Annotated in this window: 18 protein-coding genes and 1 riboswitch; of the genes, 13 read left to right on the forward strand and 5 right to left on the reverse strand. The window is 70.6% G+C overall.

All coding sequences use genetic code 11. From position 1 onward, the window contains the following. Positions 1–470: 470 nt before the first annotated feature. Positions 471–731 (reverse strand): hypothetical protein, encoded by a 261-nt coding sequence (locus ASH02_RS00120; RefSeq protein WP_056891193.1) that lies wholly within the window; start codon positions 729–731, stop codon positions 471–473. Between the two features lie 101 nt (positions 732–832). Then, positions 833–884, forward strand: a riboswitch (cobalamin riboswitch). 105 nt (positions 885–989) lie between these two features. On the opposite strand from ASH02_RS00120, the gene ASH02_RS00125 reads away from it, so the two are divergent. The 6 genes from ASH02_RS00125 to ASH02_RS00150 are packed head-to-tail and all read left to right on the forward strand — an operon-like array spanning position 990 to position 7,427. After that, positions 990–1,721, forward strand: coding sequence for an SCO2322 family protein (locus ASH02_RS00125; RefSeq protein WP_056678474.1), 732 nt, complete (start codon positions 990–992; stop codon positions 1,719–1,721). 10 nt (positions 1,722–1,731) lie between these two features. After that, positions 1,732–2,856 carry an energy-coupling factor transporter transmembrane component T gene (locus tag ASH02_RS00130; protein WP_056891194.1) on the forward strand — a complete coding sequence of 375 codons (1,125 nt, stop codon included), beginning with the start codon at positions 1,732–1,734 and terminating at the stop codon, positions 2,854–2,856. Further along, on the forward strand, positions 2,853–4,421 hold the full coding sequence (locus ASH02_RS00135) for an ABC transporter ATP-binding protein (protein WP_056891195.1): 1,569 nt from the start codon (positions 2,853–2,855) through the stop codon (positions 4,419–4,421). Before ASH02_RS00130 ends, ASH02_RS00135 begins: the two co-directional genes overlap by 4 nt. Next, entirely contained in the window at positions 4,418–5,218 is an 801-nt protein-coding gene (locus tag ASH02_RS00140; protein ID WP_056678481.1) for an ECF transporter S component, read from the forward strand. The genes ASH02_RS00135 and ASH02_RS00140 overlap by 4 nt, the downstream gene beginning before the upstream one ends. Next, the gene (locus tag ASH02_RS26795; protein WP_056891196.1) at positions 5,215–6,615 is read left to right on the forward strand and encodes a bifunctional adenosylcobinamide kinase/adenosylcobinamide-phosphate guanylyltransferase; all 1,401 of its coding nucleotides are present in this window, start codon (positions 5,215–5,217) and stop codon (positions 6,613–6,615) included. The genes ASH02_RS00140 and ASH02_RS26795 overlap by 4 nt, the downstream gene beginning before the upstream one ends. Continuing rightward, positions 6,612–7,427 carry an adenosylcobinamide-GDP ribazoletransferase gene (locus ASH02_RS00150; RefSeq protein WP_056891197.1) on the forward strand — a complete coding sequence of 272 codons (816 nt, stop codon included), beginning with the start codon at positions 6,612–6,614 and terminating at the stop codon, positions 7,425–7,427. Before ASH02_RS26795 ends, ASH02_RS00150 begins: the two co-directional genes overlap by 4 nt. A 138-nt stretch (positions 7,428–7,565) precedes the next feature. On the opposite strand, the gene gcvT is transcribed toward ASH02_RS00150, so the two are convergent. After that, positions 7,566–8,693, reverse strand: a complete 1,128-nt coding sequence (gene gcvT, locus ASH02_RS00155; protein WP_056678483.1) for a glycine cleavage system aminomethyltransferase GcvT — start codon at positions 8,691–8,693, stop codon at positions 7,566–7,568. A 32-nt stretch (positions 8,694–8,725) separates the two neighbouring features. On the opposite strand from gcvT, the gene ASH02_RS00160 reads away from it, so the two are divergent. After that, entirely contained in the window at positions 8,726–10,267 is a 1,542-nt protein-coding gene (locus ASH02_RS00160; protein WP_056679432.1) for a leucyl aminopeptidase, read from the forward strand. A gap of 55 nt (positions 10,268–10,322) precedes the next feature. On the opposite strand, the gene ASH02_RS00165 is transcribed toward ASH02_RS00160, so the two are convergent. Both ASH02_RS00165 and ASH02_RS00170 read right to left on the reverse strand, forming a co-directional pair. Then, positions 10,323–11,129, reverse strand: coding sequence for an NYN domain-containing protein (locus ASH02_RS00165; protein WP_056678486.1), 807 nt, complete (start codon positions 11,127–11,129; stop codon positions 10,323–10,325). Continuing rightward, the gene (locus ASH02_RS00170) at positions 11,126–11,476 is read right to left on the reverse strand and encodes a hypothetical protein (protein ID WP_056678488.1); all 351 of its coding nucleotides are present in this window, start codon (positions 11,474–11,476) and stop codon (positions 11,126–11,128) included. The genes ASH02_RS00165 and ASH02_RS00170 overlap by 4 nt, the downstream gene beginning before the upstream one ends. 76 nt (positions 11,477–11,552) lie before the next feature. On the opposite strand from ASH02_RS00170, the gene lpdA reads away from it, so the two are divergent. The 3 genes from lpdA (at position 11,553) to ASH02_RS00185 (ending at position 15,903) form a co-directional block, all read left to right on the forward strand. Beyond that, a complete protein-coding gene (lpdA, locus tag ASH02_RS00175; RefSeq protein WP_082563590.1) occupies positions 11,553–12,983 on the forward strand; it encodes a dihydrolipoyl dehydrogenase in 1,431 nt (476 codons plus the stop codon). Positions 12,984–13,033: 50 nt separating this feature from the next. Then, positions 13,034–14,866 carry a 2-oxoglutarate dehydrogenase, E2 component, dihydrolipoamide succinyltransferase gene (sucB, locus tag ASH02_RS00180; protein WP_056678491.1) on the forward strand — a complete coding sequence of 611 codons (1,833 nt, stop codon included), beginning with the start codon at positions 13,034–13,036 and terminating at the stop codon, positions 14,864–14,866. A gap of 134 nt (positions 14,867–15,000) precedes the next feature. After that, positions 15,001–15,903: a TIGR01777 family oxidoreductase gene (locus ASH02_RS00185; protein ID WP_056678496.1), complete on the forward strand. Its 903-nt coding sequence runs from the start codon at positions 15,001–15,003 to the stop codon at positions 15,901–15,903. 31 nt (positions 15,904–15,934) lie between these two features. Here the strand turns inward: ASH02_RS00185 and ASH02_RS00190 are convergent, their stop codons facing one another. Then, positions 15,935–16,474: a hypothetical protein gene (locus tag ASH02_RS00190; RefSeq protein ID WP_156393522.1), complete on the reverse strand. Its 540-nt coding sequence runs from the start codon at positions 16,472–16,474 to the stop codon at positions 15,935–15,937. Between the two features lie 106 nt (positions 16,475–16,580). Here ASH02_RS00190 and lipB point away from each other — a divergent pair, with 106 nt between their 5' ends. The 3 genes from lipB (at position 16,581) to ASH02_RS00205 (ending at position 19,387) form a co-directional block, all read left to right on the forward strand. Further along, positions 16,581–17,297 carry a lipoyl(octanoyl) transferase LipB gene (gene lipB / locus ASH02_RS00195; RefSeq protein WP_082563591.1) on the forward strand — a complete coding sequence of 239 codons (717 nt, stop codon included), beginning with the start codon at positions 16,581–16,583 and terminating at the stop codon, positions 17,295–17,297. A gap of 138 nt (positions 17,298–17,435) precedes the next feature. Continuing rightward, on the forward strand, positions 17,436–18,413 hold the full coding sequence (locus ASH02_RS00200) for an ABC transporter ATP-binding protein (protein WP_082563592.1): 978 nt from the start codon (positions 17,436–17,438) through the stop codon (positions 18,411–18,413). Next, entirely contained in the window at positions 18,410–19,387 is a 978-nt protein-coding gene (locus tag ASH02_RS00205) for an ABC transporter permease (protein ID WP_057294095.1), read from the forward strand. The genes ASH02_RS00200 and ASH02_RS00205 overlap by 4 nt, the downstream gene beginning before the upstream one ends. Positions 19,388–19,582: the final 195 nt, after the last annotated feature.

Raw genomic sequence — 19,582 nt, forward strand, 5'->3', positions numbered from 1 at the left:
AGTCGCCGGTTCGTGCCAACCCGTCGCCAGTTCGACCGCAGCCGACCTGCTGCCTGTGGAGGGACGTCGGGATTCTGTGGACAACCCACACCGGCTCTGTGGACGACACGCGCATTACCTGTAGAACCAAGGGAATGTTCCCGGAAACCCTTGCGTGGCGCGGGTCACACGACATAGAACTGTGCCTACGCACTTCCTCCGGGAAGAGCGGGACAGTCCGGAAGCAAGGTTCACACGTCGGGGCAACTCGACGCAGTGACTGGGTGACGAAGTCACTGGGGCCGGACACAAAGGACTGTCGATCGGTTTGCGTCACCGGTACCGGTCAAACGAAGGGCCCTTGCAACTCATACTTGCGAGGGCCCTTCACCTATTTCTGCACTTTAACTTCCCTGTACCCCGCGCAGGCCAACGCCGTACGGCGTGTCGCCGAACAGTCAGGGCACCAGCACCGCGTCAGGCGTGCAGGGTCAGGCGTGCAGTGACATCGGGCCGTAGACCTCACGCTCGGCCTCGAACAGGGTCACCGCGTCGACACCCTCGGCGGCCAGCTCGGCGTAGAACTCCCCCACCCACGACTCCGCGTCCGCCTGGCTGGAGAACGTCTGGCCGGCCAGGTCGCCGGTGATCTCCACCACGGCGCCCGTGGCGTCCTCGAGTCGCCAGACCCACGGAGTGGGCGGCTGGGGGCTCGGCTTGAAGGTCGGCGGCTCTTCGGGAACGTTTGCCATGGGGTGAGACTAGCCGGACCATCTTTGACGAACGGGGGCGGCGGTGGCAGATTTCGGCGTGGTACCCCGCGGCAACGCGTCGTACTGCACGTCCCGCTCTGGGGAAGCCGGTGAGAGTCCGGCGCTGACCCGCAGCCGTAAAGCCGGAACACCGGACGGGATGGTGGCTCCACCCGTCGAGGTCTGCGGATCGGGAGCCGGACGCTCCGGGTCCGGTTCAGCTCCGTGTGCCCCACTCATCAAGAAGGGCTCCCGCCCATGCGTTCGCTCCGCTCCTCGATCGCCACCGCGATCTCGCTGTTCCTTGCCGGACTGGTCATCGCTGCCACGCCCGGCAGCGCCCACGCCGCCGACGTCTACCGCTACTGGGCCTACTACACGGTGACCGACGGTGCCTTCGTCACCCAGGAGACCGGACCGGCCGGTGCGACGCCGGCCGACGGTTCCGTCGAGGGCTACCGCTACGCAGCCCCGGCGGACTTCAAGAAGCCCAACCTCCCGCGCGCCGACCTCGCGACGGTCAACTTCGACTCGGTCTGCGGCGACAAGGAGGCCGCTGCCGGCGAGAAGCGCGTGGCCGTGCTGATCGACTACGGCGTCGAGGCCGACGCCAACGGCGCCGAGGTCCCCCAGCCCGAGGCGCTGTGTGCCGTCGTGCCCGAGAAGGCCAACGGCCTGCAGACCCTCCAAGCAGTAGCGCCCGACCTGCGCACCAAGAAGTCGTCGTTCGGCCCGCTGCTGTGCGGCATCAGCGGCTACCCCGCCACGGGTTGCGCCGACGAGAAGGCCGACGCCGGAACGCCTGCCGACGAGGGCAACGTCGAGTTCGCCACCGCGTCCTCCGACGACAAGGGCGCCTCCGACTCGTCCAAGGCCAATGACGACAAGGACGACAGCAACACCGGCGTCCTGCTCGGCGTCGGCGGCCTCATCGTGGTGCTCCTCGCCGGCGGCTTCTACCTGAGCCGTCGCAACCGCTCAGCCGCCTGATCGACACCCCGTGCGCCCCCACCACCTGATCACCTACCCGCGTGCCCTGCACCCGGGCGCGTGGTGGTTGTGGGCAATCGGGCTGGCCGCCGCCGCGAGTCGTACGACGAACCCGGTGCCGCTGCTGTTGATCATGGCGGTCACCTGGTTCGTCGTCTCGGCCCGACGTGGCGACACCCCGTGGGCGTCGTCGTACGCCCTGTTCTTCCGGCTCGCGATGCTGGTCATCGTGATCCACCTGGTCTTCCAGACCCTGCTCTCGGGCAACACCCAGGGCACGACCGTGATGTTCACGCTGCCGGAGATCCCGCTGCCGGACTCGACCGGCATCCAGCTCGGTGGGCCAGTCACCCTCGAGGGCCTGCTCACCGCGTTGTACGTCGCCCTGCAGCTGGCCGCCATCTTCTGCTGCATCGGTGCCGCCAACGCCCTCGGCAGCGCCCGGCAGCTGCTCCGCTACGTGCCGGCCGCCCTCTATGAGATCGGCGTGGCCTGCATCATCGCGTTGACCTTCGCCCCGCAGCTGGCCACCGACGCCCGCCGGGTGCGCGACGCGGCGCGACTGCGCGGCGGCAGCAGAGGGCGGATCCGCCGCTTCGGCCGTCTCGCGATGCCGATGCTCGAGGGTGCCCTGGAGCGGTCGGTCGCCCTGGCCGCGGCGATGGACTCGCGTGGCTACGGACGCACGACGGTCTCCGACCCGCGCCAACGACGCCTCACCTCGGCCCTTGTCGTCACCGGCATGGTCGGGGTCTGCCTGGGCATCTACGGCATCCTCAACGGCACCGCGTCCAGCTGGATGGGCCTGCCCGCACTGGCCGTCGGGTGCCTCCTCGGAGTGGCCGGACTGGTCGTCGGCGGGAAGCGCACCGGCCGCACCCGCTACCGCCCCGACCCGTGGGCGTTGCCCGAGCTGCTGGTCGTGGCCAGTGGGCTGACGGCCGCCGTGCTGACGTTCTGGCAGGTGCGCGTCGATCCGACGACGCTCGTGCTTGCATCGGTGTCGGACGTGCCGCCGGTGCCGATGCTGGCCTGCGCCGGAATCCTGGTCGGCCTGCTGCCGGCGTTCGTCGCGCCACCGCTGCCGTTGCCACCGCCCTCCCGTCGAGAGCGCGATCTCGAGGTGGCCGCATGATCGTCTTCGACCACGTCACGATCACCTATGCGAGCGCCCCCACGCCCACGCTGACCGACGTCGACCTGCACATCCCCGAAGGTGAGATGGCACTGGTGATGGGGCGCACCGGCAGCGGCAAGTCGACCTTGCTGCGCGCGGTCAACGGGCTGGTGCCGCACTTCAGCGGTGGCACCCTGCGCGGACGCGTCGTGGTCGACGGCCGCGACACCGCGACGCACCGCCCCCGGGACCTGGCCGACGTGGTCGGCTTCGTGGGCCAGGATCCGCTCGCCGGCTTCGTCACCGACAACGTCGAGGACGAGCTCGCCTACGGCATGGAGTCGCTCGGCATCTCTCCGGCGACCATGCGCAAGCGCGTCGAGGAGACCCTCGACCTCCTGGGCCTGGCCGACCTGCGCGGCCGTCCGCTGACCCACCTGTCCGGCGGGCAGCAGCAACGGGTCGCGATCGGGGCCGTGCTCACCACTCACCCGCGCGTCCTCGTGCTCGACGAGCCCACCTCGGCCCTCGACCCGCTCGGCGCCGAGGACGTCCTCGCCACCCTGCAACGACTCGTCCACGACCTCGGCATCACCGTGCTGCTGGCCGAGCACCGGCTCGAACGGGTGGTGCAGTACGTCGACCGCATCATCCACGTTCCCGGAAACGGCTCACCGGTCGAGTCAGGCCTGCCCGCCGACATCCTGGCCCGTACGCCGATCGCGCCGCCGGTCGTCCAGCTGGGGCGGGTGGCCGGCTGGAGTCCACTGCCGCTGACCGTGCGTGATGCGCGCCGCCGCTCGGTCACGTTGCGCGAGCAGCTGGCCGACGTACAACCGCCGGCGCACCGCGCCTCGACCCTCGGGGACGACGTGGCCGTGGTGCGCGACCTGGTCGCCGGCTATCCGAGGCGACCGGTCCTCCGCGGCATCACGGCCACGGTGAAGGCCGGCGAGATCGTCGCGCTGATGGGCCGCAACGGATCCGGCAAGTCGACGCTCCTGCGCACGGTCGTCGGCCTGCACAAGCCGACATCGGGTCGCGTCTTCGCCGATGACGTCGGCCTGGTGCCCCAGGTGCCGGCCGACCTGCTCTATGCGGCGACGGTCGCCGACGAGTGTGCGATGGCCGACCGTGATGCCGGAGTGGACGGCGGCACCACGCGCAAGCTGCTCGACCGGCTTGCCCCGGGCATCCCCGACGACCAGCATCCGCGCGACCTCTCCGAGGGCCAGAAGCTCAGCGTGGCCCTGGCGATCGTGCTCGCCTCGGAGCCGCGCCTCCTCCTGCTCGACGAACCGACCCGCGGGCTGGACTACGTCGCCAAGCACCAGCTGGTCGAGATGCTGCACCAGCTGGCCGACGCCGGACACGGTGTCGTGTTCGCCACCCATGACGTCGAGCTGGTCGCCGAGGTCGCCTCGCGGGTCGTCGTACTCGCCGACGGCGAGATCGTGGCCGACGGCGCCGCCCCCGACGTGGTGGTCTCCTCCCCCGCGTTCGCCCCCCAGGTGGCGAAGGTGATGGCCCCGCAGCCCTGGCTGACCGTGCACGACGTGGCCACCGCGCTGGGGCAGGCATGAGTGACGTCACCGCGGTCCGGGTGCACGCCTCCGCAGCCGTCGCGCTGATGCTGGCCAGCATCGTCACGCTCGGCGCGTTCGGCTGGCCGTTCATCTTCCAGCCGGGCGGCGGGGTCGAGGCGTCCTCGCACGGCAACGACGCGCCGTGGATCTTCGCCTTGATCCTGCCGCTGCTGGCCGCCATCGTGCTGGCCGAGCTCAACGCCGGCGGCATCGACTCGAAGGCGATCGCCCTGCTGGGCATGCTCTCCGCGGTCGGTGGCGCACTGCGTGCGCTCTCCCCCGGCGTCGCCGGACTCGAGCCGAGCTTCGCGCTGATCATGCTCGGCGGCCGGGTCTTCGGCCGCGGGTTCGGTTTCGTGCAGGGCTGCCTGTCCCTGTTCATCGGCGCCCTGATCACCGGAGGGGTCGGCCCCTGGCTGCCGTTCCAGATGATGGCCGCGGGCTGGGTCGGCTTCCTGTCCGGATGCCTGCCGCGCCGGCAGGGCCGCTTCGAGGTGGTCACCCTGGCCGTGCTCGGCTTCGGTCTCGGCCTGCTCTACGGCGCCTTGATGAACCTCTGGTTCTGGCCGTTCGGGCAGTACGGCGACGGGCTGAGCTTCACCGAGGGAGCCTCGACCGCGACGAACCTGGCCGCCTACGCGCGCTACTACGTGACCACGTCGGTGGTCTGGGACCTGGCCCGCGGCATCTTCACCTTCCTCCTGGTCCTGCTCGTCGGCACTCCCCTGCTGCGCGCACTGAGACGCGTCTCCCGGCTGGCCGCCTTCAATCCCGACGTGAGGTTCGAGCGATGAGCATCCGGATACTGGGCACGGGCTCGGCCGACGGTTGGCCCAACCCGTTCTGCACCTGCGCCTCCTGCACTTCAGCCCGTACGGCGGGCGAGGTGCGGGCCCAGACCTCGGCCCTGGTCGACACGTTCCTGCTCGACTGCGGCCCCGAGACATTGCGCACTGCCGAACGCCTGGGCGTGCCGCTGTCCGGCGTACGCCACGTGCTGCTCACCCACGACCACCCCGACCACACGGCTCCGGCGTTCCTGCTCTACCGCTCGTGGGTCACCTCGCCGGACGAACCGCTCGACGTGGTCGGGCCGGCGTCGGTGATCGACTCGGCGCGGCAGTGGCTGGCACCCGACACCCACGTGCGCTTCCACGCGGTGGCACCCGGCGACGTCCTCACGCTCGACGGCGGGGTGGTCCGCGTGCTCGGCGCGAACCACACCAGCGACGCCGTGCTCTACGACGTCACTGCGCCCAGCGGCCGGGTGCTGTATGCCACCGACACCGGGCCGCTGCCGTCCTCGACCGTCACGGCCGTCGCCGATGCGGCGTACGACGTGGTGCTGCTCGAGGAGACGTTCGGCGACTTCCTCACCCACGGCACCGCCCACCTCGACCTGCCGTCGTTCGCCGAACAGGTGCGGCTCCTGCGTGCGGCCGGTGCCATCACGTCGGACACCGATCTGGTCGCGGTACATCTCTCCCACCACAATCCGCCCACGCCCGAGCTGTCGCGGCGACTTTCGGCGCACGGCGCCCGCGTGGTCGCCGACGGGACCGAGTTGGGCACCAACAAGAGGGGCGACACGGAACAAGGATCCGGATCGCAGTCACCCGGTGACAGCAGATCGCATCCTTCCGGGCGATCGGGCACCGGACCCGGCCGAACCTTGGTGATCGGCGGGGCCCGCAGTGGCAAGTCGACCGAGGCCGAGCGCCTGTTGGCCGACGACGACGTGACCTACGTGGCCACCTCCTACCCCCGCTCGGACGACCCGGAGTGGGTCGAGCGGGTGCGAGTCCACCAGCAGCGGCGACCCCAGCACTGGAGCACTGTCGAGACCCTCGACCTCGTCGCACTGCTCTCGGCCGACGGCGGGCCCCTGCTCGTGGACTGCCTGACGCTCTGGCTGACCCGGATCATGGATCGGCACGACGCCTGGGACGACGCCATCTGGGCCGCGGGCGCGGCCGACCTGGTGACGGGCGAGGTCACAGACCTCGTCGCGGCCTGGCGTACGACGAACCGCCGGGTCGTCGCCGTCACCAACGAGGTCGGTCAGGGGCTGGTGCCGGACCGTGCGTCGCTGCGGCGGTTCCGCGACGAGATGGGGCGACTGAACAGCCGCCTGGCCGCCGAGACCGAGGACGTGCGCTGGTGCGTCGCCGGACGCGTGGTGGAGCTGTGAACGCGGTCTGGTTGATGCTCGGCACCCTCACCTCGCTGCGGGTGCCACCGCCGTCGCGGGTGGACCGGCAGGTAGCCGGCCGCGCCATGGTGCTGGCTCCGCTCGGCGGTGGCCTGCTGGCCCTGTTGACCGCCGGGCCACTGTGGTTCGCCGTCGACCGCGACGTCGGCCTCGGCGCCTGGGTGCTGGCCGTCATGGTGCTCGGGGCGTTGGCGTGGCTGACCCGCGGCATGCACCTCGACGGGCTGGCCGACGTGGCCGACGGGCTCGGTTCCGGGCGCCGCGGCGAGGGCGCCCTGGCCGTGATGAAGCAGTCCGACATCGGCCCGTTCGGCGTGGTCACGCTCGTCGTGGCCCTGATGCTGCAGGCAGCTGCACTGCAGCAGGCGATCTGGCTGGGTTGGGGTCCCCCGGCGCTTGCCGTCGCCCTCGTCGTCAGCCGCGGCGTGCTGCCGTTGCTGTGCACCCGCTGGTTCCCCGCGGCCCGTCCCGACGGGCTGGGTGCCACGGTCGCGACCAGTGTCGGTCTCGGGGGTGCCGTTCTCGGACTGGTCCTGGTCGGCGCAGCCGCCTCGGCCCTGGTCGCCCTGTCAGACCTCGCCCCGGGCTGGGGCGACGGGATCGGTCTCGGGCTCGATCCCGGGCTCGGAGTTCGACTCGCGGTGGCGAGTGCCGCATCGCTGCTGCCCGGCGTACTCCTCGCGCTGCGGGCCCGCAACAGGTTCGGCGGCGTGACCGGTGACGTCTACGGTGCCGGCGTCGAGATGACCTTCACCGCCAGCCTGCTCCTCACCCTCCTCGCCCTCTCCTGACCGCGCGAACCGTGCCTCATTGATGCGCGAACCGTGGGTTGTTGCGCTTCGAGCCGTGGATTCTTGGTGCGGGACCGCAAGGATCCACGGCTCGGACGTCAAGAATCCACGGTTCGCGCATCAAGAGTGCACGGTTGGTCAGGACTCGCGGACGGAGGTGTCGACGAACGGGGGCTTGACCACGGTGAAGACCTCGCGCCGACCGCGGACGTCGACCGCGACCTCGGAGCCGTCTTCGACGAACTTCGGGACCAGCGCCAGGCCGATGCCCTTCTTCAACGTCGGGGAGAACGTGCCGGAGGTGACCTCGCACAGCGGGACGTCGGCGGTCAGCCGGACGGACATGCCGGGGCGCGGGATGCCACGGCCGACGGCGACGAGACCGCGCAGCAAGCGGTCGACACCCTTCTCGCGCTCGGCGAGGAGCACGTCGCGGCCCCAGAACGCGTCCTTCTTCCAGCCGACCGCCCACCCGACGCGTCCCTGGCTGGGGGTGACGTCGAGGGAGATGTCCTGGCCGTGGAGCGGGTAGCCCATCTCGGTGCGCAGGGTGTCGCGGGCACCGAGCCCGCAGGCCAGCAGGCCGAACTCCTCGCCGGCCGCGACGAGGGCGTCCCAGAGGGCGCCGGCGATCTCGTTCCTCGCGATCAGCTCGTAGCCGCGCTCGCCCGTGTAGCCGGTGCGGCAGACCACGACACCGAGGCCCTGGAACTCGTCGCCGGCCAGCTTCGCCTCGACGAACGACATGTAGTCGTGACCGGTCGGCAGGCCGACCTTCTCGAGCACCTCGTCGGACCGGGTGCCCTGGACGGCGAGGACGGCGTACTCCTTGTGGTGGTTCGTGACGTGCACCCCCTCGGGTGCGCCGGCCTGCAGGCGGCGTACGACCTCGGCGGTGTTGGCGGCGTTCGGGACCAGCAGGATGTGCTCGTCGTCCTGGTAGTAGGCGATCAGGTCGTCGACGATGCCGCCGGTGGCGTCGTCGCAGCAGAGCGTGTACTGCGCCTTGCCGGGGGCGATCCGGCCGAGGTCGTTGGAGAGCGTGGCATTGACGTAGGCCGCGGCGCCGGGGCCGGTGACCATGGCCTTGCCGAGGTGGCTGACGTCGAAGATGCCGACCGCCTCACGGACGGCGGTGTGCTCCTTGACCACGCCGGAGGAGTACTCCAGCGGCATCGACCAGCCGCCGAATTCTGCGAACTTCGCGCCAAGGGCAACGTGCCTGTCGTGGAGGGGTGAGGTGAGCAACGAGGATGCGTCGGACATGGGCCGAACCTATCCCAACTACAGTGCTCGATGTGACGACGTACACACTCCGCAGCGCCAGCCCCGCCAAGACCCGAGCCGACGTGGTGATCGTCGGCGTTGCCAGGAACGGCAAGGGCCCGACCATCGCCACGGGCGGAGAGGACGTGGCCACCGCCTACGGGCGCAAGTTCCGCCCCCTGCTGGCCAGCCTCGGATTCACCGGGAAGGTCGGCGAGACCGCCAAGATCCCCACCAGCGGCACGATCAACGCCCCGCTGCTGCTGCTCGTCGGGCTCGGTGACCAGCAGAAGCTGACCCCCGCCGTCGTACGCCGGGCAACCGGCGCCGCGTCACGTGCGGTGACCAACGCGGCGTCCGTCGCCCTGGCCCTGCCGGCCGAATCGCCGGAGCTGGTGCGCGCCGTGACCGAGGGCTACCTCCTGGGCGGCTACACGTTCACCGACTTCAAGCGCGACTCGTTGCCCGAGAGCACCGCGGCCGGCGAGATCGTCGTGCTCAGCAGCATCGCCCGCCAGCAGGAGGCCGTCGCCGCGTTCGACCGCGCGCAGCTGTTCGTCGAGGCCCAGAACCTCACCCGCCAGTGGGTCAACCGTCCGGCCAACGACCTCAACCCGCCGTCGTTCGCCGACGAGGTCGTGGCCCAGCACGCCGCCCTGACCAAGGGTCGGGGTGCGCCGAAGATCGACCTCAAGGTGTGGGACGAGAAGGACCTCGCGGCCGACGGCTGCGGCGGCATCCTCGGCGTCGGCGGCGGGTCGGAGACTCCCCCGCGCATGGTCAGGCTGACCTGGTCGCCCGAGGGTGCGACCGGCCACGTGGCGCTGGTCGGCAAGGGCATCACCTACGACTCGGGCGGCTACACGATCAAGCCGGCCAACTCGATGGTGACCATGAAGGAGGACATGGCCGGTGCGGCCAGCGTCATCCAGGCGCTGTTCCTGATCGCGAGGCTCGGCCTGCCGGTCAAGGTGACTGCGTGGGCGCCGATGGCGGAGAACATGATCTCCGGTGCGGCGATGCGCCCCGGCGACGTCCTGACGATCCGGGGCGGCACGACGGTCGAGGTCACGAACACCGACGCAGAGGGCCGGCTCATCCTGGCCGACGCACTCGTGATGGCCGCCGAGGAGAAGCCCGACACCATCATCGACATTGCCACCCTGACCGGCGCCATGGTCGTCGCGCTCGGTGAGAAGGTCGCAGGCCTGATGGGTTCGGACGACGTCGTCGCCGACGTCGAGGCGGCCGCCCAGTCCACCGGCGAGGCGTTCTGGCACATGCCGATCCCCGACGAGATGGCCGAGCGCATCAAGAGCAGCAAGGTCGCCGACATCGCGCAGCACGACTGGGTGCGCTGGGGCGGCGGGCTCTTCGCGGCCGCGTTCCTGCGAGAGTTCACCGACGGCATCCCGTGGGCGCACCTCGACATCGCCGGTCCCGGCTACAACACCGGCGGCGCCCACGGCCACACGCCGCCCGGCGGGACGGGCTTCGGTGTCGCCACACTCGTGGAGTACGTCGCCGCCCGCGCCGAGGCCGCATCCGCCGAGGCAGCGTCCGGCGACGCCTGAGCACACCGACGACACGAACGGGTCCACGCCGCTGCGGCGTGGGCCCGTTGATTTTTCAGGCCTTCTTCGCCTGGGCCTTCTTGGGCTGGGTCTTCTTCGCCGTGCCCTGGACGCCCTGGTGGCGCCGATCGCGGAACGACACCGCCGAGGTGGAGTCGTCACGGCTCTCGAAGAGCTCGGTGGCCCGCAGCAGGTCCGTGACCCGCTGGTAGCCGTAGTTGCGGGGATCCATCGACGACTGGTTGCGGATCCGTTGCCCGACCGCCGAGGCCCGCGCCCAACCCGACTCGTCGGCGGTGCCCGACACCGCCTCACGGAGGAGCTTCACGAGAGCCGCGTCGCCGCGCAGCTTGGGGGTCGGCACCCGAGTCGGCGGCGCTGACGTCGCGGCATCAGACGGCTCGTCGACGTCGTCGGAGGAGACGATCTTGTCGAGGTGGAGGAACTTCGTGCAGGCGTTCACGAACGGGGCCGGTGACTTGGAGTCGCCGTACCCGAAGACGTCGGCGCCCCGCTCACGCAGGTGCATCACCAACGGGGTGAAGTCGGCGTCGCTGGACATCAGGCCGAAGGCGTCGGGCTGGTCACGATGCAGCAGGTCCATCGCGTCGACCACGAGCGCGATGTCGCTGGCGTTCTTGCCCTTGGTGAGGGCGTACTGCTGGACCGGTCGGATGGCCCGTTCGTGGAGGACGGCCTTCCAGTGGTTGAGGTGCGAGTCGTCCCAGTCGCCGTACGCGCGTCGGGTGCGCGCCTCGCCTTCGTTGGCGAGGTCGTCGAGCACCACGTCGACCTTGCTGGCCTGGGCGTTGTCGGCATCGATCAGGAGCACGATGCGGCGCCGTTCGCCGGTGTCGCTCACTGGTTCTTCATCCGGCGGTTGTAGTCGCGCATGCGCTGCGGGATGCCGACCACCGCGGCGTCGTACGACGGCACCTGGTGCTTGTTGGCGAAGCTGTGCGCCCACTGCACCGACGCCACCCGGCGGCGGGTCCACTCACCGTCGTGGGCGACAAGGAGCAACGTGACGTCACTGACCGCGGTGCGTGGTTCCACGAAACCCTCGACCCCCCGACGCGAGGTGACGAAGTCGCGCAGGTGCTGCTCGTCGGCGGCGCTGGCCGCGCGCACGCTCGTCGAGCCGGTGCGTGCACCGCCGGTGGGGCGGCTGCTGCGCGAGCCGCGTCGGAATCGGTCGAACAAACCCATGCGGACAGTGTGACGCACGGGTCGACATCTCGTCCGCAAGAAGGGTGGTGTCGGCCCGGTTGGAGTTAGTGCAAGGATGGGCGGCGTCGTTTCATCAGGAGTGGAGGACAACGTGGCAGACGCGGCAACACCGCAAGCCGGCAACACCTTTGACGTGGTCATTCTCGGAGCCGGTTCGGGCGGCTACGCCTGCGCCCTGCGCGCGGCTCAACTGGGCCTCACGGTGGCCCTGGTCGAGAAGGGCAATCTCGGAGGCACCTGCCTCCACGTCGGGTGCATCCCGACCAAGGCCCTGCTGCATGCAGCAGAGGTCGCCGAAAGCGCTCGAGAGGCCAGCCAGTTCGGCGTACGGGCCACGCTCGAGGGCATCGACATGGCCGGGGTCAACGCCTACAAGGACGGTGTCGTCTCCCGTCTCTTCAAGGGGCTGACCGGCCTGATCAAGTCCCGCGGCATCACCGTGGTCGAGGGCGAGGGAAAGCTGACCTCCCCGACGACGGTCGAGGTCGCCGGAACGACGTACACCGGCAAGAACGTGGTGCTGGCCTCCGGCTCCTACTCGCGTTCCCTGCCCGGCCTCGAGATCGACGGCGAGCGGGTGATGTCCTCCGAGCACGCCCTGCGTCTCGACCGGGTGCCGGCCTCCGCGATCGTGCTCGGCGGCGGCGTCATCGGCTGCGAGTTCGCCAGTGTCTGGAAGTCCTTCGGCGCCGACGTCACCATCGTCGAGGCACTCCCCCGGCTCGTCGCCGCCGAGGACGCCGCCTCCTCCAAGGTGCTCGAGCGCGCGTTCCGCAAGCGCAAGATCAACTTCCTCACCGGCACCCGTTTCGAGTCGGTCAAGACCACCGACTCCGGCGTCGTGGTGACCGTCGAGGGCGGCAAGACGATCGAGGCCGAGATCCTCCTCGTCGCGGTCGGCCGCGGGCCGACCACCGACGGCCTCGGGTACGACGAGGTCGGCGTCGCCATGGACCGCGGCTTCGTCACCACCAACGAGCGGCTGCGCACCAACGTGCCCGGCGTGTACGCCGTCGGCGACATCGTCCCGGGCCTGCAGCTCGCCCACCGCGGCTTCCAGCAGGGCATCTTCGTCGCCGAGGAGCTCGCGGGACTCTCGCCCCAGGTGATCGACGAGTCCGGCATCCCCCGGGTCACCTACTCCGACCCCGAGCTCGCCTCCGTCGGCCTCACCGAGGAGCAGGCCCAGGAGAAGTACGGCGAGGTCGAGTCGCTGACCTACGACCTGGGCGGCAACGGCAAGAGCCAGATCCTCAAGACCCAGGGCTTCGTGAAGCTGGTCCGCCGCAAGGACGGCCCGGTCGTCGGCGTGCACATGGTCGGCGCCCGCGTCGGCGAGCTGATCGGTGAAGCCCAGCTCATCTACAACTGGGAGGGATACGCCGAGGACGTCGCTCCCCTGGTGCACGCCCACCCGACCCAGAACGAAGCGCTCGGCGAGGCCCACTTGGCCCTGGCCGGCAAACCGTTGCACGCGCACGCCTGACCACCCCAAGATCTGTACAGACCCACAGAAGATTCGAGCGAAGGAAACACATGGCCACCGAAGTCACCCTCCCGGAGCTGGGCGAATCCGTCACCGAAGGCACCGTCACCCGCTGGTTGAAGCAGGTTGGCGACTCGGTGGCCATGGACGAGCCCCTGCTCGAGGTCTCGACCGACAAGGTCGACACCGAGATCCCCTCGCCGGTAGCCGGCACCCTGCTCGAGATCAAGGCCAACGAGGACGACACCATCGAGGTGGGCGGGCTCCTGGCCGTGATCGGCGCTGAGGGTGAAGGTGGTGGCGCAGCTCCTGCTGAGGAGGCCCCCGCCGAAGAGGCACCTGCTGAGGCACCCGCTGCCGAGACTCCGGCCGCGGAAGCGCCCGCGGCCGAGGCTCCGGCCGCTGAGGCACCGGCTGAGCCCGCTGCCCCCGCCGAAGCCCCCGCCGAGCCCGCTGCTCCCGCCGCGTCCGGCGGCTCGGGTGCGGGCACCGAGGTCAAGCTCCCCGAACTGGGCGAGTCGGTCACCGAGGGAACCGTCACCCGCTGGCTGAAGAACGTCGGTGACGACGTGGCCGTCGACGAGCCGCTGCTCGAGGTCTCCACCGACAAGGTCGACACCGAGATCCCCTCGCCGGTCGGCGGCACGCTCCTCGAGCAGAAGGTCGCCGAGGACGAGACCGTCGAGGTCGGCGCCGTGTTGGCGATGATCGGTGACAAGGGTGCCGCCCCGGCAGCAGCCGCAGCACCGGCCGCCCCCGCCGCCGCTGAAGCTCCCGCGGCCCCCGCTGCTGAGGCACCCGCGGCCCCCGCTGCTGAAGCGCCCGCGGCCCCCGCCGCCGAAGCACCCGCGGCCCCCGCCGCCGAAGCACCGGCCGCTCCGGCGGCAGAGGCTCCTGCCCCGGCAGCGCCCGCCGCCTCGGCCGCTCCGGCCGCCAGCTCCGGCAAAGAGGACGCCGGCTACGTGACCCCGCTGGTGCGCAAGCTCGCCAACCAGCACGGTGTCGACCTGGCCAGCGTCACCGGTACCGGCGTCGGTGGCCGGATCCGCAAGCAGGACGTGCTCGACGCCGCCAAGGCCAAGGAGGCGCCGGCACCGGCAGCTCCCGCCGCGGCCGCTGCTGCACCTGGTGCCTCCGCTCCTGCTGCGTCAGCCGCACCCACGCCGTCCCCGCTCCGCGGCAAGACCGAGCCGCTGAGCCGCCTGCGCAAGGTGATCGCCAAGCGCATGGTCGAGTCGCTCCAGGTGTCGGCCCAGCTCACCCAGGTGGTCGAGGTCGACGTCACCAACATCGGTCGCCTCCGCGACTCGATCAAGGCCGACTTCGTGGCCCGCGAGGGCGTCAAGCTCTCGTACTTCCCGTTCTTCGCCAAGGCGACCATCGACGCGCTCAAGGCCCACCCGGCCCTGAACTCGCAGGTCGACGTCGAGAAGGGCGAGGTCACCTACTTCGACGCCGAGCACCTCGCCATCGCGGTCGACACCGAGCGCGGCCTGCTCAGCCCGGTGATCCACAACGCCGGCGACCTCAACGTGGCCGGCCTGGCCCGCAAGATCGCCGACCTCGCCGACCGCACCCGCAACAACAAGGTGAAGCCGGACGAGCTCTCGGGTGGCACGTTCACGCTGACCAACACCGGCAGCGTGGGCGCCCTCTTCGACACCCCGATCATCAACCAGCCGCAGGTCGCGATCCTCGGCACCGGCACGGTCGTCAAGCGGCCCGTGGTCATCGACGACCCGAACCTGGGCGAGACCATCGCGGTCCGCCAGATGGTCTACCTGTCGCTGACCTACGACCACCGCATCGTCGACGGCGCCGACGCGGCCCGCTTCCTCCAGGACGTCAAGCAGCGCCTCGAGGCAGGTTCGTTCGAGGTCTGAGACCCCAGCACGAAGCGCAGACGGCGCGCGTCACCCGGAGACCGGGGACGCGCGCCGTCGCCATTTCCACTGCGTGGCTCGATCCGCGGGATGGCCTCGTTGGCGCGTGACGGGGACCGTGACAGGCTTGGGCCATGGACGTCGTCATTGCCGGAGCATCCGGATTCCTGGGCACCCATCTGACCCAGAGCCTGCGCACCCGCGACCACACGGTGACCCGGCTGGTGCGACACCCGGTTCAGGCCGATGACGAGTCGCAGTGGGACCCCTACGCCGACCAGGTCGACCAGTCGGTCATCGACGGAGCCGACGTCGTGATCAACCTCGCCGGGTCTCCCCTGCTCGGCAACCCGCACTCGACGAAGTGGGCCGACGACCTGGTCCGCAGCCGAGTCGCGACCACGCGCGTGCTTGCCGACGCGGTCGCCCGCAGCCAGGCCGCCGGTCAGCCCACCGCGTTCCTGGCCGGCAACGGCATCTCGTTCTACGGCGACCACGGCGAGTGCGTGATCACCGAGGAGACCGAACCCGAGGGCGAGGCCTTCCTGACCGGCGTGACCAAGCTCTGGGAGGAAGCCGCCTCCCCCGCCGTCGACGCCGGCGCGCGGGTGTGCGTCCTGCGCACCGCACCGGTGATGGACCGTCGCAGCTCTCCCCTGAAGCAGATGCGCATCCCGTTCAGGATCGGGCTCGGTGCCCGGATCGGCAACGGGCAGCAGTACTTCCCGATGATCTCCCTGCGCGACTGGCTCTCCGCCGTCGTGCACCTGGCCGAGAGCGACTCGGCCTCGGGACCGCACAACCTGTGCTGCCCGGTGACCCCGACCAATGCCGACTTCACCCAGGCCCTCGCCAAGGCGTTGGGCAGCCGCGCCTTCGTCGCCGTGCCGTCGATCGTGCTGGACAAGGCCGCGGGGCGCATGGCACCGGAGATCCTCGGCTCCGTCCGCGCCGAGCCGGCCGCCCTGCTCGCCGAGGGCTTCGAGTTCGCCGACAACGACGTCCGCGACGTTCTCGCAACCGGCCTCAGGCACTGAGGTCGTCGGTCTCTCGTCGAACCGGCCCCGGTCAGCGGACCTGGCCGACCAGCCAGGCACCCCGGCGTCTCACCAGCGTCACAATGCGACGATCGGCACTGTCGGCAGGCAGGGCCAGCCGTTGACCGCGACCGACCGCCACGGCCCCGACCAGCCGATCGGTGACCTGCACGACGAGGCGCCTGGGCTCACGGTGCACCAGGCGGAACGCGAGCACCTGCTGGCGCAGACCTTCGACGTGCAGGCCGCGGGCGGCATAGGCGCGCAGCAGGCGTACGTCGTCGACGCCGGCACCCTCGGCGTACAGGCGACCGAGCGCCAGCGCATCACCCGCGGAGTACGCCGCGGCGCGCCGTGCGTCCCAGGCCGAAAGGATGCGCCGGGCCTCGACCTCCCACGAGCCGGCCGAGACGGTCGCCCGGGCCGCCGACGTGACCGGCTCCGCCACCCCCGCCGTGTCCTCGACACGATGCGTCGAAGAGCTGGCCCGGGCGAGCACGAGCACACCACCGACCGCGGCCGCCACGAACAAGGCGGCCACGGCGCCGAGCACCACTCCCCGGAGGTTCACCCCACCACCCTGACCCAGCGCGGACGATCGCGCATCCGGTCGTCCACAGGCGCTCGACGGCTGGGCACATCCGGTGTCGTACCGCCCCGGGAGTAAGGTCGAATCCGTGCCAATCGAGTTCCGTGAAGCAGGCCTGGGCGCCGACGCCGTCGACTACCGCGAGGCGTGGGAGATGCAGGGCGAGGTCCATGCCGCAGTCGCCGACGGCGCCGACGACGTCGTACTCCTCCTGGAGCACCCGCCGGTGTTCACCGCCGGCACCCGCACCGACCCCCACGAACGTCCCGCCGATCCCGGCGGCGCGCCGGTCATCGACGTGAACCGCGGCGGCAAGATCACCTTCCACGGGCCCGGCCAACTGGTCGGCTACCCGATCGTGAAGCTGCCCGAGCGGGTGAAGGTCGTCGACTACGTGCGTCGCGTCGAGGAGGCCCTGATCGCGGTCTGCGCCGACTTCGGCGTCACCACCGCACGCATCCCCGGACGCAGCGGTGTCTGGCTGGCGGCCGACGAGAAGGGCCCGGAGCGCAAGATCGCGGCGCTCGGGCTGCGCGTCTCGCGGCGGGTCACGATGCACGGGTTCTCGCTCAACTGCAACGTCGACCTGGCGTGGTACGACCGGTTCGTGCCGTGTGGCATCGCCGACGCCGGGGTCACCTCCCTGAGCCGTGAGCTCGGCCGCGACGTCGAGGTCTCCGAGGTGATCCCCAGCGTCGAGAAGCACGTGGCCGACCTGCTCGCCTGGAACGACTACACGCCGACCCCCGACTACGAGCCCCGGCCCGAGCCACCGCGACTCAACCTGATCCGCCCCGGCACCTGACGCCTCGGTGGTCGAGGAGCGAGGGACGAGCGTCTCGAAAGCACCCGGCGAGGCTCACGCCGTACGACGGCCGAGAGTGGGAGCCTGATCCCCGCGACCCGCACGAGGTGGGACGAACAGCGGGACGGGGACAGGCACATGGCCGAGATGGTGATCGAGACCCAAGGTCTCCAGAAGGTGTTCCACACCAGGCGCGGAGGTCGGCGCATCGCGGTGCGCGACCTCGACCTGCAGGTGCCGGCCGGTGGCGTGCACGGCTTCCTGGGCCCCAACGGCTCGGGCAAGACCACGACGATCCGGATGCTGCTCGGGCTGGCGTCGGCCACCTCGGGCACCATGCGCCTGTTCGGTCGCGACGTGCCGCACCACCTCGCCGAGGTGCTGCCGCGCATCGGCGCGGTGGTCGAGTCGCCCAAGTTCTCCCCCATGTTCTCCGGCCGCCAGAACCTCCAGCTGCTGGCCGGAACCATCGGCGTGCCGACGACCCGGGTCGACGAGGTGATCGAGACGGTGTCCCTCACCGGGCGGGACGGCGACCCGTTCCGGGCCTACTCGCTCGGCATGAAGCAACGCCTGGCCATCGCCGCCACGCTGCTCAAGGATCCTGACCTGCTGATCCTCGACGAGCCCACCAACGGACTGGACCCGTCCGGGATCCGGGAGATCCGGGAGACGATCCGCGACCTCGGGGCCCGTGGCGTGACCGTGCTGCTGAGCTCGCACATCCTGGCGGAGGTGCAACAGGTCTGCGACTCCGCCACGATCATCGGACAGGGCCGCATGCTGGCCACCGGCAAGGTCGACGACCTGATCGGTACGGGCACCTCGTGGCGGGTCGGCGTACCCGATCGGGCCGAGGCACTCCGCGTCCTCGCCGAGGGCGGCCTCACCGGGCGGATGGCCGCCGGCGAGATCATGGTCGACACCGACGACCCGCAGGCGATCACCCGCACCCTGGCCGCCGCCGGCATCTACCTGACCGAGCTGGTCGCCGAACGCGCCGACCTCGAGTCGGTCTTCCTCCAGCTGACCGAGGGCACCAGCCTCGACGACACCGCGAGCCACCCCGACACGGCCGCCGACACGGCGTACGACGAGGGCGAGGCCCGCGCATGAACCTCCTCAAGGTCGAGCTGACCCGCCTGCGCTGGCGACGCGCCGCGCTCCTGATCCTCCTGGCCGCCGTGGTGCTGCCGATCATCTTCATCGCGGCCACCGCCTGGAACACCCGACCGTTCAGCGACGCCGACGTCGCCGACGCCGAGTCCCAGATGCAGATGCAGCAGCAGTACGCCGAGGAAGACATCGCGAACTGCGTGGCACATCCACAGCAGTACGGCTTCGATGCCGATGAGCCGGACCTCGAGTCCCTCTGCAGCCAGAGCATGGTCCCGCCTGACGACATCTCCAACTACCTCTACCGCGACCAGCTGAGCACGCCCTACGCCCTCGACGGTCCGGGCCTGTCCGCGGCCACCTTCATGGTGCTGCTCGCCCTCATCCTCGGTACGACGTTCGCCGGTGCCGACTGGGCGTCGGGGTCGATGAGCAACCAGCTGCTCTTCGAGTCGCGCCGTCCCCGCCTCTGGCTGGCGAAGGCCGCCGCAGCGGTGATCGGCGGAGCCCTTCTCGCCGTGGTGGGGCTGGTGGTGTTCTGGGCGTCGTACGCCGGGCTCGCGGGCTTCCGTGACGTGGAGCTGGCCGGGTACGCCGACGACATCGGCGCCCAGGTGCTGCGCGGCACCCTCTTCGCCGGGGCCGCCGCACTGGGTGGCTTCGGGGTCACGATGCTGTTCCGCAGCACGGTCGCCAGCCTCGGCCTCCTGCTCGCGGGGGCGGTCGGCGGGTCGATGCTGATGGCGGTGCTCCCCGTCGACGACCCCGAGCGGTGGATGTTCCACTCCAACGCCGCGGCCATCCTGCAGAACGGGTACGAGTACTGGCCCTCAGGCGGCTACTCCTGCATGGACGACTGCAGCGACATCATGCTGCACCTCTCACTCACCCACGGCGTGGTCTACTTCGCGGTCGTCCTGGCAGTCCTCACGGCCGTGTCGGTGTTCTCGTTCCGCAGTCGCGACGTGCCCTGATTCCGCGGTGCACGGATGCCCGTCGGTCGGCGTACTGACGGGTTCACGGCGGATTGGGGTGGCCTTCCTCACGGGCGTAAGGTTGCGGCTGTGACGCAAGCTCCCGCCGCCCCGACCTCACCCACAGCTCCCAACGGCCGCAAGCTGCTCCGACTCGAAGTGCGCAACGCGGAGACCCCGATCGAGCGCAAGCCC

The organism is Nocardioides sp. Soil796 (genome assembly GCF_001429525.1).
Classification (GTDB): domain Bacteria; phylum Actinomycetota; class Actinomycetes; order Propionibacteriales; family Nocardioidaceae; genus Nocardioides.